15 protein-coding genes are annotated in these 14,306 nt (G+C 29.8%); 8 read left to right on the top strand and 7 right to left on the bottom strand.

What is annotated here, in order from left to right; all coding sequences use genetic code 11:
- The 3 genes from WA340_RS11740 to WA340_RS11730 are packed head-to-tail and all read left to right on the top strand — an operon-like array spanning window position 1 to window position 3,490.
- The gene (locus tag WA340_RS11740) at window positions 1–1,158 is read left to right on the top strand and encodes a THUMP domain-containing class I SAM-dependent RNA methyltransferase (RefSeq protein ID WP_336129200.1); all 1,158 of its coding nucleotides are present in this window, start codon (window positions 1–3) and stop codon (window positions 1,156–1,158) included.
- 3 nt (window positions 1,159–1,161) lie between these two features.
- Window positions 1,162–2,763: a sulfatase-like hydrolase/transferase gene (locus tag WA340_RS11735; protein ID WP_336129199.1), complete on the top strand. Its 1,602-nt coding sequence runs from the start codon at window positions 1,162–1,164 to the stop codon at window positions 2,761–2,763.
- On the top strand, window positions 2,753–3,490 hold the full coding sequence (locus WA340_RS11730; protein ID WP_336129198.1) for a hypothetical protein: 738 nt from the start codon (window positions 2,753–2,755) through the stop codon (window positions 3,488–3,490). The genes WA340_RS11735 and WA340_RS11730 overlap by 11 nt, the downstream gene beginning before the upstream one ends.
- A gap of 2 nt (window positions 3,491–3,492) precedes the next feature.
- Here WA340_RS11730 and WA340_RS11725 read toward each other — a convergent pair whose 3' ends face one another.
- The 3 genes from WA340_RS11725 to rlmD are packed head-to-tail and all read right to left on the bottom strand — an operon-like array spanning window position 3,493 to window position 6,247.
- Window positions 3,493–4,257, bottom strand: a complete 765-nt coding sequence (locus WA340_RS11725; protein WP_336129197.1) for a DUF6048 family protein — start codon at window positions 4,255–4,257, stop codon at window positions 3,493–3,495.
- Window positions 4,223–4,792 carry a DUF6452 family protein gene (locus WA340_RS11720; RefSeq protein ID WP_336129196.1) on the bottom strand — a complete coding sequence of 190 codons (570 nt, stop codon included), beginning with the start codon at window positions 4,790–4,792 and terminating at the stop codon, window positions 4,223–4,225. The genes WA340_RS11725 and WA340_RS11720 overlap by 35 nt, the downstream gene beginning before the upstream one ends.
- 3 nt (window positions 4,793–4,795) lie before the next feature.
- Window positions 4,796–6,247, bottom strand: coding sequence for a 23S rRNA (uracil(1939)-C(5))-methyltransferase RlmD (rlmD, locus tag WA340_RS11715; RefSeq protein WP_336129195.1), 1,452 nt, complete (start codon window positions 6,245–6,247; stop codon window positions 4,796–4,798).
- A gap of 241 nt (window positions 6,248–6,488) precedes the next feature.
- Here rlmD and rocD point away from each other — a divergent pair, with 241 nt between their 5' ends.
- Window positions 6,489–7,769 carry an ornithine--oxo-acid transaminase gene (gene rocD, locus WA340_RS11710; RefSeq protein WP_336129194.1) on the top strand — a complete coding sequence of 427 codons (1,281 nt, stop codon included), beginning with the start codon at window positions 6,489–6,491 and terminating at the stop codon, window positions 7,767–7,769.
- Between the two features lie 63 nt (window positions 7,770–7,832).
- Here rocD and WA340_RS11705 read toward each other — a convergent pair whose 3' ends face one another.
- From WA340_RS11705 to WA340_RS11695, 3 genes are all read right to left on the bottom strand, one after another.
- The gene (locus WA340_RS11705) at window positions 7,833–8,174 is read right to left on the bottom strand and encodes a CCC motif membrane protein (RefSeq protein ID WP_336129193.1); all 342 of its coding nucleotides are present in this window, start codon (window positions 8,172–8,174) and stop codon (window positions 7,833–7,835) included.
- Between the two features lies 1 nt (window position 8,175).
- Entirely contained in the window at window positions 8,176–8,466 is a 291-nt protein-coding gene (locus WA340_RS11700) for a DUF2752 domain-containing protein (RefSeq protein WP_336129192.1), read from the bottom strand.
- An 86-nt stretch (window positions 8,467–8,552) separates the two neighbouring features.
- The gene (locus WA340_RS11695; RefSeq protein WP_336129191.1) at window positions 8,553–10,328 is read right to left on the bottom strand and encodes a T9SS type A sorting domain-containing protein; all 1,776 of its coding nucleotides are present in this window, start codon (window positions 10,326–10,328) and stop codon (window positions 8,553–8,555) included.
- A gap of 194 nt (window positions 10,329–10,522) precedes the next feature.
- Between WA340_RS11695 and WA340_RS11690 the strand changes: the two genes are divergently transcribed.
- Both WA340_RS11690 and WA340_RS11685 read left to right on the top strand, forming a co-directional pair.
- Window positions 10,523–10,723, top strand: a complete 201-nt coding sequence (locus WA340_RS11690; protein ID WP_336129190.1) for a hypothetical protein — start codon at window positions 10,523–10,525, stop codon at window positions 10,721–10,723.
- A gap of 2 nt (window positions 10,724–10,725) precedes the next feature.
- Window positions 10,726–11,277 carry a Smr/MutS family protein gene (locus WA340_RS11685; protein ID WP_336129189.1) on the top strand — a complete coding sequence of 184 codons (552 nt, stop codon included), beginning with the start codon at window positions 10,726–10,728 and terminating at the stop codon, window positions 11,275–11,277.
- Here the strand turns inward: WA340_RS11685 and WA340_RS11680 are convergent, their stop codons facing one another.
- Window positions 11,278–12,225 carry a hypothetical protein gene (locus WA340_RS11680; RefSeq protein ID WP_336129188.1) on the bottom strand — a complete coding sequence of 316 codons (948 nt, stop codon included), beginning with the start codon at window positions 12,223–12,225 and terminating at the stop codon, window positions 11,278–11,280. It lies immediately after the preceding gene.
- Window positions 12,226–12,334: 109 nt separating this feature from the next.
- Here WA340_RS11680 and WA340_RS11675 point away from each other — a divergent pair, with 109 nt between their 5' ends.
- A complete protein-coding gene (locus WA340_RS11675) occupies window positions 12,335–13,474 on the top strand; it encodes a cysteine desulfurase family protein (RefSeq protein ID WP_336129187.1) in 1,140 nt (379 codons plus the stop codon).
- A gap of 15 nt (window positions 13,475–13,489) precedes the next feature.
- Complete coding sequence (locus WA340_RS11670; RefSeq protein ID WP_336129186.1) at window positions 13,490–14,272, top strand: alpha/beta fold hydrolase; 783 nt, start codon at window positions 13,490–13,492, stop codon at window positions 14,270–14,272.
- Window positions 14,273–14,306: the final 34 nt, after the last annotated feature.

The raw sequence follows: 14,306 nt of genomic DNA, 5'->3' as shown, positions 1-14,306 counted from the left end.
ATGGAAGAAAATTTCAACATGGTAGCCAAAACCTTATTTGGTTTTGAAAATTTATTAGTAAAAGAGTTAAAACAACTTGGCGCACAAGATGTTAAAGCAGGTGTACGTAACGTATCTTTTGTTGGTGATAAAGGATTTATGTATAAAGCCAACTTGGGTTTACGTACAGCTATAAAAATCTTAAAACCAATAAAAACGTTTAGAGTATCTAATGAAGACGATTTATACAAACAAGTGTATAATATTAAATGGGAAAAATACTTAAAAGCTACAGGTAGTTTAGCAATAGATGCTACAGTACATTCTAAACATTTTACACACTCAAAGTTTATTGCTTTAAAAACAAAAGATGCTATTGTTGACCGATTTAGAGATAATGGTGGTGTAAGACCAAATGTAGATTTGCGTTTTCCTGATTTAAAAATTAACGTACATATAGATCGCTCTGTTTGCACAATTTCTTTAGATAGCTCTGGTGAGTCGTTACACAGACGTGGTTATAAATTAGCTACCAATATTGCACCTATAAACGAAGTACTAGCAGCAGGTTTAATTCTGTTATCTGGTTGGGATGGACAAAGTGATTTTATGGATCCAATGTGTGGTAGTGGTACGATGTTAGCCGAAGCAGCTATGATAGCTTGTAATATTCCACCAAATTTAATGCGAAAAGAGTTTGCTTTTGAGCGTTGGGAAGATTGGGATGTAGAGTTATTTGAAAAAATAGAAGAGTCTTTATTAAAAAAGACTAGAGATTTTCATTATAAAATTATTGGTTACGATAAGTCACCAAGTGCAGTGCATAAAGCCAAAGAAAATATTAAAAATGCACATTTAGATGAGTTTATAACGATTAAGCATGAAGATTTCTTTAAAACGCAACGACCAGGAGAAGCACAAAAATTACACATGGTATTTAATCCTCCTTATGGCGAGCGTTTAGATATACAAATGGAGCAGTTTTACAAGCAAATAGGAGATACCTTAAAACAAAATTATCCAAATACAGATGCTTGGTTTATAACTTCTAATTTAGAGGCTTTAAAACATGTAGGTTTAAGACCTTCAAGAAAAATTAAATTATTTAACGCAAAACTAGAGTCTAGATTAGTTAAATATGAAATTTATTCAGGAAGCAAAAAAGCTAAGTTTAATTAGATAATGCAATTTTTTAATAATAAATATTTTAAGCTATTACTTTATATAAATTTACCATTATTAATATTTGGTATTTTAGGTTATTTTGAAATACCAAAAACTAAGATTTTATTAAAAGAATTTGTTGCTTTTGGTATTTTTACATCATTAATTTATAGTCTTGTAACATTATTTTCTTCAAAAGTAAAAAAATATGTATTAGCAATTATTACTTTGTTTTTGTCACTTTTAGTATTTATTAAAATAAGTTTTTATCACCATTATAAAGTTAGAATAGATGCTTCTGCTTATTATGTGATTTTTGAATCTAATAAAACCGAATCTATTGAGTTTTTAAAATTTTATTTTGACAATTATGTATTTGTCATTTCAGTGTTATTTTTAAGCTTACCATTATTTGTATATTTTGATTTTAGTAAAAAGGAAACAATTAAAATTACAAAGCCATTAAAGTTATTGTCTTTTTTAGGTATTTGTATATCTGCCTCTATTATTTTTTTAAAGTTTAAAAGGGAAAATTTAATATATAATTCAATATTAAGCTATACAGAGTATAAAGAGTTTAAAAAGAATTTAAAATCAGAATTAGCAAAACCATTAAGTCCATTTGTTTCTGTACAAGAGATTAATAATAAAGATAAAGAAACTTATGTTGTGATAATTGGAGAATCTACCTCTAATTGGCACATGCAATTATATGGTTATAAAAGAGAAACCAACCCATTGTTATCAGAAATAAAAGAAGAACTGTTAATCTTTAAAAATGTAATTACAAGTAATACACATACAATTATAGCATTAGATAAAATTTTAACTTTTTCAGATTATCAATTCCCAAATAAAAAAAACAATACATCTATCGTACAATTAGCTAATGCAGCAGGGTATAGCACTTATTGGATAACAAATCAAAGACCAGTTGGTTTACATGAAAGCGTATCTACAATTATAGGTCAAGCAGCAAATAAATTTATTCCTTTATCTTTAGGTAATAGCAATGAAGTAAGTTTAGATGAAAAGATATTACCTGAACTAAAAAAGGTTTTAAATAATAAAGAAGAGAAAAAACTTATTTTTATACACCTAATGGGAACACATGGTTTGTACGAGTACAGGTATCCAAATAGTTTTAATCAATTTACAAATAGGCCTAAGCATATAAAAATAAACACAACTGATAAAGCTATAAAACTAATTAATGAATATGATAATGCTGTATCCTACAATGATTATATAGTAAGAAGTATTATAGATCAAATAAAAGCGTTAGAAGATAAAAGTTTTGTAGTTTATTTCTCGGATCATGGCGATGAACTTTATGATACTATAGATTTTGTAGGGCACAACGAATATTTAGCTACAAAACCAATGTATGAAATACCTTTTATAGTTTGGATATCAGATAAATATAAAAAAGAATACAAAGATAGTTTTGAGTTTAAAACTTATCTAAAAAGAAAATACATTTTAGAAGATTTTATTCAGAGTTTTTCTGATTTAACAAAGATAAAAAACAATAAATTTGATAGTACAAAAAGTATTTTTAGTCCAAATTTTAAATTAAAAAAAAGATTAATTAAAAAAAATATAGACTATGATAAGTAAAAAGCGATTAGTAATAATATTTGTTCTTTTAAGTTTACTAGCTGTTTTTTATTATTTCTTTCCTTTTAGTTTAGAACATATTGGTTATACAAATAAGATTTATGCACATAGGGTAAATAGTAAAGAAAAACTAGAGGCTTCATTACTATATTTTAAGGGGATAGAGTTAGATTTAGTATATGATAGTAAAAAAGATATTTTAGATGTAAATCATCCACCAACAAAGTCTATGCAATTAAATTTTAATGATTATTTATCTTCTTTAAAAGGTGAAAAGCCGAGATTATGGCTAGATATAAAAAATTTAAATATTGATAATGCTTTATTGATTTTAAATAAATTACAAGTCATTTTAAATAAATTAGACTACAATTATTCAAATGTATTAGTAGAATCTACAAGACCAGAATCATTATCAATATTTTCTAAAGCAGGTTTTAAAACAAGCTATTATCTTCCTCCAAATATTTACTTAAAATCTAAAAAGGAAAAAGATTCTATAATACAATTAATACTAGGTAAATTAAATAGAGATAATAATTTAGGTATCTCTACCAATTATAAAGATTATAACTTATTAAAAGATAATTTTCCTATTACAACAAAGTATATTTGGGCTTTAACTCCTAGAGTTCATTTAGATCAATTAAAAGTCAGATCTATACTTAAAGATTCTACTGTATCAATTCTGATAATTCGTTTTAGGAGCATAAAAGGAAATAGGTAACACTAATTAGTAGTATCTTCTTCAGTGTTTTCTGGTAATTCTTCTTTCTTTTTCTTTGTTTTAGCTTTTTTAAACAAAGGAATCATATAAGAAACAGTATAACCATATCCAACACCAATACTGTTAGAGTCAAAGGTTTTGTAAAAACCTGGTACATATAAGTTTTGCATGTTTTCAGGTTCATCTTGACTAATCATGCTTTTTAGCTGTCCGTTAATACCAACATATAAATTGTTTAAAACTTCGGCTTTAATACCTAATTGAAGTTCTACCCAAATGGCAGATAAACCACTAAATTTCACGCTTTCGTTAGAAGAGTTTTGTTCGCCCCAATATTGATTGGTGTTATACACTGTGTAATTATTTCTGGTTTGGCTAAATGTACTAGCGCCAACTCTAAAACCAGCATAAATCATATTATTCATGCCGTACCAGTTGTCGTACATATTATAATCAGCACCAGCTTTAAAATAGCTACCCGAAGCAGTAACGCTTAAGTAATCATTAGTGGTTGTTTTTTCTTCAGTACCTAACTCACCAGCTAAATACCAGCTTTTTGTTAATCGGTAATCACCAACAATTTCAAAACCTTTATACTCATCATCTAAAGCCGATCTAATTAATTTTCCTGCATCTGCACCAATACGTAAACCGTATTGTAATTTATTAGCGTTTTCTGTTGGTATTTGTATGGTGTCTTGAGCGTTAGAAGACCAAACGCTACAAACAAGACTAATGAGAAAAAGTGTAGTGTGTAATAGTTTCATCTTCAATTATTAAGTTATCGTTTTGAGGTATTGTTTGAAAAATCCAAGGACCATCAGTACCTTGATCTATTGTTACATTTGTATTAACAAAAATGGTTTTATAACCACAAGCTCTTGATACATAAACATCATTTCTTGTATAGTTAATCGTGACTAATTCTTGGTTTCCTGTAAAAAAGTCGTCTGCTAAATTATCAGAGGTACCGTTGTCATCAATTTCAAATTCACTGATTAAAATAAAATGTGTTTGATCTTCGGTAGTTTTTAATGGTAAAAATATTTGATTAGTATCTTCTCCAGAAACGCCTCTTAAGTTAGAATCTTCAGGAACGCTAGTGTTTAAAGGAAACACACTTGGATCATCAATGCCTAAAACAACTAAACCAAATACATTTTTAGAATTTTCTAAAATGTTATTATCTACAAAATCAATAATCATATTTGGTGTTGTAGGAGAACTTTCTGGACATAAATCGTCACGTTCGCAAGTGGTTAAAAGCGGTAACACCAAAAATAGCGTTAATAGTTTTTTCATAATTTATTTTTCAAAAAGTACAACCGTTTCTATGTGTGATGTATGCGGAAACTGGTCGACTAGACTTATCTTTTTTAGTTTAAAACCTGCATTAATCAAGGTTTCTGTATCTCTTGCTTGTGTTGCAGGATTACAAGATACATAAACCATGCGTTTTGCATTTAAATTTATGATTTTATTTAAGGTTTTTGGTGCAATGCCAGAACGAGCAGGATCTAATATTATTGTCTGAATTTTGTTTTGGTATTGTGGATATTTGCTTAAAAATTTACCAACATCTTCAGCATAAAATTCAAGACCGTCAATATTATTTCTTTTAGCATTTAGTTTAGCATCTTCTATTGCCGAAGCTACAATATCTACACCAATTATTTTAGTATTATTACTTTTTGAAGCAATAATTTGACCAATAGTACCAGTACCACAAAATAGATCTAAAACTACAGAGTTATCTACAGCTTCTTTATCTTCTAAAGCATAATCGACTACTTTTTGATATAATTTTTCGGCAGATTTTGGATTGGTTTGAAAGAAGCTTTTCATGCTAATTTCAAAGTTTAAGCCAAGTAATTCTTCAACTATTTTGTCTTCACCATAGATAAGTGTAATACTACCTGATGTTGCTATTGTACGATCGCCTTGTTCGTCATTTATGGTATGTAAAAGTCCGGCAACTCTATCATTAAAAAGTGATACTAAAAACTTAGCAAATGCATCTAAATCAAATTGATCTAATCCATTAGAAGTGGTAACCAAATTAAATAATAGTTGATTAGTTTTATAAGATTTTCTAACCACTAAGTATCTAAAAAAACCTTCACGCTTTGGAGCATGCCAAGGAGCTAAATGTGTAGCTTCGCAATAATCTTTAATTTTTATTAAGTTGTCTTCTAATTCTTTATCAAAAAGACCACTATCTTTATCAAGATTATCACCTATCCACCATGTACCACGACGTTTAAAACCAAGAGTAAACTCATCTACGTCTGTGTTTTTATCATGATCGTATCCAATTGCAGAAAAGCTATATTCCATTTTATTGCGGTAATGGAATAGGTTAGGAGACGCCACAAACTCATCAAAATAATCTTCAATTTCAGGGACTTTTCCAATTTTTTTAAACAAATCCATAGTACTTGTGTACTTGTATTGATGTTGTTTTTCGATTGGTAAATTAATGTATGGCGCACCAGAAATTTCGTGATAGTTTGATTGAACTTCATCTGGAGATTTTTGTAGCACATCAATCAACTTACATTCGGCATATTTCTTTTTAGATTTTACCACACGCGCTTTAACCTTTTGACCAGGTAAAGTGTTAGGTACAAAAAGTACAAAGTTTCCTAATTCGTTATTTATACGGGCAATTCCTTTACCTCCAAACGCGTAGTCTACGATATCTAAATCGATAAGCTGACCACGTTTTACAAATTTATTTCGATCTCTTCTAGACATGCTGCAAAAGTAAGCAAAGCAATTTCGATTTTGGAAATTAGAATTGTGATTTTTTAACTTTTTTAAGCTTAAAACATATTATCATTAAATCCACTTAAAAAATGTTTTTAAAGGCTAGTAATATTTATTATTTTGCAGCTTTTAGGGATGATTTCTTTCCCACGCTGAATTTTCGAGACTTTTCGGAAGGATAAAGGTAGATAAGGAATGGTTATTTTTTTCACTTTAAAAATTTATAAAAATGGCTGTTTTAGACCAATTAACGTCGCAAGAAGCGATGGATTTAGAAAACAAGTATGGAGCACATAATTATCATCCATTACCAGTAGTATTAAGTAAAGGCGAAGGTGTTTACGTTTGGGATGTAGAAGGTAAGAAATATTACGATTTTTTATCGGCTTACTCTGCAGTAAACCAAGGACATTGTCACCCAAAAATTGTTGGCGCAATGACCGAGCAAGCAAAAAACTTAACCTTAACCTCAAGAGCATTTTATAATGACATGTTAGGTCGTTATGAAAAATACGCGACTGAGTATTTTGGTTTTGATAAGCTATTACCAATGAATACAGGAGCTGAAGCTGTAGAAACTGCTTTAAAAATCTGTAGAAAATGGGCTTACGAAGTTAAAAACATCGATGAGAATGAAGCTGAAATAATTGTTTGTAAAAACAACTTTCATGGACGTACAACAACGATCATCTCATTTTCAAACGATCCTGTAGCACGTAAAAATTTTGGTCCGTATACTAATGGATTTATTAAAATTGATTACGATAATTTAGAGCAATTAGAAGACGCTTTAAAAAATAACAAAAACGTAGCAGGGTTTTTAGTAGAACCAATACAAGGTGAAGCTGGTGTGTATGTACCAAGCGACGATTATTTATCAAAAGCAAAAGCACTTTGCGAAAGATACAATGTATTATTTATTGCAGACGAAGTACAAACAGGTATTGCCCGTACAGGAAGATTATTAGCAACCTGCGGTAATTGTACTTGTGATGATAAAAATTGTTCTGGTACACCAGAAGTAAAACCAGATGTTTTAATCTTAGGTAAAGCATTAAGTGGTGGCGCATATCCAGTAAGTGCTGTTTTAGCAAATGATAATGTGATGAACGTGATTAGACCTGGTAACCACGGAAGTACTTTTGGAGGTAATCCAGTTGCAGCAGCTGTAGCTATAGCAGCTTTAGAAGTTGTAAAGGAAGAAGACTTAGCACAGAAAGCTTTTGATTTAGGTGAATTATTTAGAGCAGAAATCAATAAATACATAGAAACTAGTAACATTGTTAATTTAGTAAGAGGAAAAGGTTTGCTAAACGCCATAGTTATTAATGATGATGAAGACAGTGATACCGCTTGGAATATTTGTTTAGCATTACGCGATAATGGCTTACTAGCAAAACCAACACATGGAAACATAATTAGGTTTGCACCGCCATTAGTAATGACTAAAGAACAATTATTAGATTGTGTATCTATCATTACAAAAACTTTAAAAGCTTTTGAAAAATAAAAGCTTTATTTCCATAAAAAAGGCGACCAATTTGGTCGCCTTTTTTGTTTTATAAGGTTATGGTTATTGAGCAGCTTGTTGTGCTTCATACTGCTCCATTGTTTGTCTAAATTGTTCTTGTATCTCGTCCCATCCTACAGTGTAAATTCTGTAAATTGTAAAAAATAAATAGATAACGTTAATAATAGTAATTATTAAAGCTACCGTTTTAGCAGTTTTCATTTGGTTATATTCTTTAGGACCTGCTTCGTAATTTTCAGGATTTAACTGTGCATTTTTTAAGGAGTTATTAGCTACTAAAAATCCTGAACCAGATAGGATAAAACCTAATCCGCCAAAACAGCAGCATAATAAACCGACAATTGAAAGTACATAAACTAAGGTTGGGTTGAGTCTTTTTTTCATTTTAAGTGTGGTTAATTAAATTATATATAAAGTTAGTTAAAATTAAAATAATACTAATAATAGCTAATATAGAAATGATTTTAGTTGAATATTTAAATTTATAGAAAACAGATACTAATATAACTATACCAAGAAGAGATAGCGTGTAGATTGCAGGATACATCAAAAATCCATCCACCAATTTACCTTGAGCTACTAAAGTGACAGATCTTTGTATACCACAACCAGGACATTCAAATCCTAAGACTTGCTTATTCATACAAGGCAGCATGTAGTTATTTAAATCTTCCATTTTACTATTTAAAATTTAAATTTAGTAAAATAAAAAAGGCTTTTACAATTTGTAAAAGCCTTTTTAAATAAAAATTTTATGTCTATCTACTTTTTATTAGCTACAATAACCTTTTTAGTTGTTGTATTACTGTTAGAAAGCGTCGTTTGTACTAGATATACTCCGTCACTTAAGTTTTTAGTAGAATAGCTTAAACGCTCGTTGTTGTTTTTTACAATTTTGTTAAAGATAATTTTACCAGAAACATCGTATAGTTTAATGTTTTCTATGTCAAGTTTTTTAGGGTTTAAAACGACTAATTCAGATGTATTGTTGTTTTGAATCACGTTAAAGTTGTTCTCTGCAAACTCATCTGTAGATAGCGTATTAGCTTCTACAAAAACAACTTCAAATCTATCAGTATAATTACCAGCAGGTAAGTTAATTTCAAAATTTTGAGACTGTAAGTTTACATAAGTATCATTTACTTTATCATGTATGTAAATAGGCTGATTAGTATCAAAGTTTTGTACATCAAATATTCTAAATCTTATTAACTGTTGTGTATTAAGGTTTAAAACGATAGGGATAGCCAAATCTAAATCGTAAGCATTAGCTTGAGTTACTAATTTTTTACTGTTTTGAGACCAATACGCATCAGAATTTAATGCACTGTACATATTACTCTCTAATCCATAATCCTCGTTTGGTGTTGCAGTATCATGGAAGTTTTGTAATAATTGACGTGTATAGGTTTCATTAAAATCTATATTTAATCTAAAACGTTTGTAATCTGCTGGTAAAACATCAGATCCGTTAGTTATAGATTGACCATTTTGATTAGAAGCTGACTCATTCTGTTGTGCTGTTCTAAAAAATTCGCTGTCAGCACCAGATTCTCTGTAATAAGTACGATGACTATCAGAAATTAATAAATTACCATTAGCATTACCTTTAACCATAAATCCTTGTCCAATAGGTATATATCTGAATACTTCTTTACTTGATGTAGAAGGTGTTCCGGTTGTATTTATAGTACCATCTGCATTATAAGTTTTAAATGTAGCAGGTGTAAAAGATCTAACTCCAGTAGGTGTTATAGTAAACGAAGCATAACCTCCAGAATAGGATGTTAGATTGTGAGATGCAATAGATTGGTCTTGCTCCCAAAAATATAAAGTTGCTGTATCTAAAAACCCAGTATTTGCAGGATCATGTATAAAAGCTAATGCATCTAAAGCAGAAGGGTAAGGGTTACCAATTAAAGTTTCTTGACCAGTAAGAACAGCAACACTTATTTCACCTTCGTTAGGTTTTCCTCTAAAATCGTATTGTTGGTTACCTGCATCTGTTCCTTTCATAGTAAAACCATAACCAGCATCTACTGTACCAGATTCTCCAACAAAAATCCAATCAGCATAATCAGTACCTGGATTATATTTCCAAATCCAATAATCTTCTATATTTAAAGGAGAACTTGTTCCGTTATATCCTGTGGTACTGTAACCAGCAAGATTACTGTTAGTTAGATCTGCAACTTCGTAAATGTTTTTGTTAGGTGTGAACGCTCTGTTACCAGTACTGTTTGCATCAACATTTCCTACAGGAGAAGCCCAATAATTGTAGGCATATTGATTTACAGTACCTTCTTGATAGACACTAAGTTTACCAACACCAGAGTTACCAGTGTTACCAGACCCTTGTAATAATTGTGCATCGTTTCTTAAATAGAACGTGGAGTTTGCTTCTGTAAGATTAACATCATCTTCTACATAAACTTCGATATCTGAAGCAAAAATGAAAGCATCATTTCTTACTGTTAATTGTGCTAAAGACAATTGACAGAATGTAAATGATAAAAAAGTTAAATAAAATGATTTCATAGTAATATAAATTTGGCACACACAAAATTACTAAAAACAACTCTGGTTGAGCATTTTAGTCGGTCAATTAAAGCTATTTTTAGACGAAATACGAGTTTTTTAGGTTTAATGTATTAATTGACTATTCTTATTAACATCTTTTAATAGTAGTTTCTTTACTTAAATCTTTTATTTTTGTTTTAAGTTATATTTAAATGAATAAAAATTACCTTTTTATAATTATCGGAGGCGCTATTTCTTTTTATGCAAATGCTACAGAAAAACAAAACGTATTTTTGTTAGTTGCTGGTATTGTAATTTTAATGTTTGGTATCTATAAATTACAAGCAACAATACCTAGTAGAAAGAAAAATGAAACTTTTATAAAATCTGAAAAAATAGACGAAGAAGAATAGTAATGCTAAAAATTGGTGATAAAGTAGATGTTTTAGATGATGTACTTTCTGGTACTATAGTTGCTATTAATGGTAATACAGTTACTATTGAAACAGATGAAGGCTTTGATCTTGATTTTAAAGCTAACGAATTAGTTAAAATAGGATCAAAATCTATAAATCAAGATGCTTTTAAATTAGCTAGTGTTAATGAGATTTTAAAAGAAAAAACTGAAAAGAAACGACACAACAACACACAAAAAATAAAGCCTAAGCAACGTTATCAACCAAAACTTGAAGTTGACTTGCACTTACACAAATTAATTGATAACGAACGAGGAATGAGTAGCTATGATAAGTTAAACCTTCAACTAGATACTGCAAGGCAACAATTAGAATTTGCTATAAAAAAACGCATTCAAAAAGTCGTGTTTATTCACGGAGTTGGTGAAGGCGTTTTAAAAATGGAGTTAGAAACTCTTTTCAGTCGATATGATAATATTAAATACTATGATGCTGACTATAAGAAATATGGTCTAGGAGCAACAGAAATTTATATTTATCAAAACAGCTAATTACAATTCTGGTTGTAATGTTCTACTAGTACTTAAGTCTACATCTGTAGCTTGGGTTAAAGTCCCAAAATCATAGGTTTGATATTGAAAAGAGCCAAAGTCAATATTGTAGGCTGTCATAGTAATTGTAAACGTATCGTAAACCGTATGTTCTCTGTATGATGTTGCTAATAAAGTATCAGAGACTTCGTCATTTAAATAATCAGGACCAGCGTTTGGATCTGTTATATCGTTTGTAGGGTTATTATCTTGTGTCGTAGCATTTTCTTCATCAATGGTTAACACACCGTCATCATCATCATCATTATCTCTGTAATTAGGTATACCATCTTCGTCTGTGTCTAACGCATTTGCATCAAGATCTGCTAAGGTCATACCGTCTTCAAAAGTAACACCTTCACTAACAGTTAAAACATTATCTCCATCATCGTCAACATCCATATAGTTTGGTATACCATCACCATCTGTATCGTCGTCATTTAAATCTCCATTTCCATTTAAATCTTCTAAATACGCAGGGATACCATCGTTATCACCTTCGGCTAATGCAACAAAAAATGTAAAATCGCCACTAGAAGAGTAATCTTCGGTTATTTGTATGTTATCAGGTGGTACGTCGTTACAAAAAATTCCGTCTGTAGAAGATGCGTAACTTCTATATCTAAACGTACGGTTTCCTCCAACATCAGCTTGAGTATACTCTGTATTAGCTAATTGTAGTCTGTTTGGATTGTCAGGATGTTCAATAACTTCAATTAAGTCGTTCATAACAAAATTACTACCAGTAATTTGTAGTGATAGGCTTTGGCTAGTATTAGTTTTAAAAATAACTAAATCACCACAAGCTTCAAAAGTTTCATCAAACTCTAATTCGCTAGTAATTATATCTCCATCATCACAGTTAAATAAAGATAAACAAAGTATAGATAAAGCAACTATTTTGCGCATAATTTCAATTTTAAAAAACAAAAATAACAGAATTACCAAACTTATAACGTAACCATTAACAATTAATTTTATTTAAAGTATTTTTGCGTATAATTAAAGTGAATTTTAGATGAAATCTGTTTACCTAGATAATGCCGCTACGACTGCAATTTTACCAGAAGTTGTCAATACAATGACAGAAGTTTTAACAAACACCTTTGGTAACCCATCTTCTACACATAATTATGGTCGTAATGCTAAAGCAATTGTAGAACAAGCAAGAAAAACAATAGCAAAGCAATTAAATGTGTCTTCTTCTGAAATTATTTTTACTTCTGGTGGTACCGAAGCTGATAATTTAATACTTCAAAGTGCGGTTAAAGATTTAGGTGTAAAAACTATAATTACTACAAAAATCGAACATCATGCTGTTTTAAATACAATTATTTATTTAAGTAAACATTATGATGTAGAAATAGTCTATTTAGATTTAGATGAAAACGGGCAAATTAATTACAATCAGTTAGGTGAGTTTTTAAAAAGTAAAGACAATGTTTTAGTTAGTCTAATGCATGTTAATAACGAAATTGGTAACATTTTAGATATTAAAAAGGTTGCCAATTTATGTCAAGAAAATAAAGCATTATTCCATAGTGATACGGTACAATCTATAGGGCATTACAATTTAGATTTACAAGACATAAAAGTAGATTTTGCGGCAGTAAGTGCGCATAAATTTCATGGACCAAAAGGTGTTGGTTTTGTTTTTATTAGAAAAAACTCAGGATTACATCCGATTATTTTTGGAGGCGAACAGGAGCGAGGACAACGAGCTGGTACAGAAGCCTTGCATAATATAGCAGGATTAGAAACAGCTTTTAGAATAGCTTATCAAAATCTTGAAACAGATAAAACATATATAACAAATCTTAAAAGCTATTGTTTAAAACAATTAAAAAAAGAAATTCCTTCGGTAAAGTTTAATGGGCTTAGCGATACTTTAGAAAATAGCGCTTACACTATAATAAATATGCGCTTACCAGAAATTTCTAAAGATGCAACTATGATTCAGTTTCATTTAGATTTAAAAGGAATAGCTTGTTCTCGTGGTAGCGCCTGTCAAAGCGGAAGCACAAAAAATAGTCACGTTTTAGAAGCAATATTAGCTAAAGAAGCGTTAAAAAAAGCATCATTACGTGTCTCTTTTAGTAAATTTAACACCAAAGAAGATGTTGATTATCTAGTTAATGTCTTAAAAGAATTATTTTAATATATTTAAAAAAGATTGCTTCATTATTCTACATTTATACATGGATCCTCTAAGGAATGGGTCACTTTTGTTCACGGAGCAGGAGGAAGCAGCTCTATTTGGTTTAAACAAATACGGTCTTTTAGCAAGGAGTTTAATGTATTAATCTTAGATTTAAGAGGTCATGGAAATAGTAAACCGAAGTTAAAAGATACGTTTAATTCTAAGTATACGTTTGATAATATTACAAATGATATTGTTGAAGTTTTAAACCATGCGCAAATTAAAACATCTCATTTTGTGGGTATTTCTTTAGGTACCATTTTAATAAGAAATTTAGCCGAAAAGCATCCACATAGAGTAAAAAGCATGATTATGGGTGGCGCTATAATGAAATTAAATACGAGATCTCAGTTTTTAATTCGTCTAGGTAATTTTTTTAAAAGTGTTGTACCTTACCTATATTTATACAAGTTTTTTGCATTTATTATAATGCCAAGAAAAAACCATAAATCTTCAAGGCTATTGTTTGTTAATGAAGCTAAAAAGCTATGCCAAAAAGAATTTATTAGATGGTTTAAGTTAACTTCAGAAATTAATCCATTGTTGCGTTTCTTTAGAGCCAAAGACACAAAAACACCAACACTTTATGTAATGGGTGAAGAAGATCATTTGTTTTTACCTTCGATTAGAAACCTAGTCTTAAATCAATCACATTCATCTTTATTTATAGTTGAAAATTGTGGACATGTTGTTAATGTAGAACAACCAGAAGTCTTTAACGCTATTACAATTCAATATATCAAAAATAAAATATAGCGTATAAAATTTTTACTAAGTTAACAAACGTTAA

Source organism: Mesoflavibacter sp. CH_XMU1422-2, assembly GCF_037029245.1.
In the GTDB taxonomy this organism is placed as follows: Bacteria; Bacteroidota; Bacteroidia; order Flavobacteriales; family Flavobacteriaceae; genus Mesoflavibacter; species Mesoflavibacter zeaxanthinifaciens.
Note: the sequence above shows the minus strand (reverse complement) of the source record. Positions and strands in the feature narration are given on the sequence as shown.

Coding starts and splice junctions, on each gene's coding strand:
- WA340_RS11690 (WP_336129190.1), top strand. CDS start 10,523: ATGAATAAAAATTACCTTTTTATAATTATCGGAGGCGCTATTTCTTTT.
- WA340_RS11725 (WP_336129197.1), bottom strand. CDS start 4,257: ATGAAACTATTACACACTACACTTTTTCTCATTAGTCTTGTTTGTAGC.
- WA340_RS11720 (WP_336129196.1), bottom strand. CDS start 4,792: ATGAAAAAACTATTAACGCTATTTTTGGTGTTACCGCTTTTAACCACT.
- WA340_RS11730 (WP_336129198.1), top strand. CDS start 2,753: ATGATAAGTAAAAAGCGATTAGTAATAATATTTGTTCTTTTAAGTTTA.
- WA340_RS11740 (WP_336129200.1), top strand. CDS start 1: ATGGAAGAAAATTTCAACATGGTAGCCAAAACCTTATTTGGTTTTGAA.
- rlmD (WP_336129195.1), bottom strand. CDS start 6,247: ATGTCTAGAAGAGATCGAAATAAATTTGTAAAACGTGGTCAGCTTATC.
- WA340_RS11685 (WP_336129189.1), top strand. CDS start 10,726: ATGCTAAAAATTGGTGATAAAGTAGATGTTTTAGATGATGTACTTTCT.
- WA340_RS11675 (WP_336129187.1), top strand. CDS start 12,335: ATGAAATCTGTTTACCTAGATAATGCCGCTACGACTGCAATTTTACCA.
- WA340_RS11680 (WP_336129188.1), bottom strand. CDS start 12,225: ATGCGCAAAATAGTTGCTTTATCTATACTTTGTTTATCTTTATTTAAC.
- WA340_RS11735 (WP_336129199.1), top strand. CDS start 1,162: ATGCAATTTTTTAATAATAAATATTTTAAGCTATTACTTTATATAAAT.
- WA340_RS11700 (WP_336129192.1), bottom strand. CDS start 8,466: ATGGAAGATTTAAATAACTACATGCTGCCTTGTATGAATAAGCAAGTC.
- WA340_RS11705 (WP_336129193.1), bottom strand. CDS start 8,174: ATGAAAAAAAGACTCAACCCAACCTTAGTTTATGTACTTTCAATTGTC.
- WA340_RS11695 (WP_336129191.1), bottom strand. CDS start 10,328: ATGAAATCATTTTATTTAACTTTTTTATCATTTACATTCTGTCAATTG.
- rocD (WP_336129194.1), top strand. CDS start 6,489: ATGGCTGTTTTAGACCAATTAACGTCGCAAGAAGCGATGGATTTAGAA.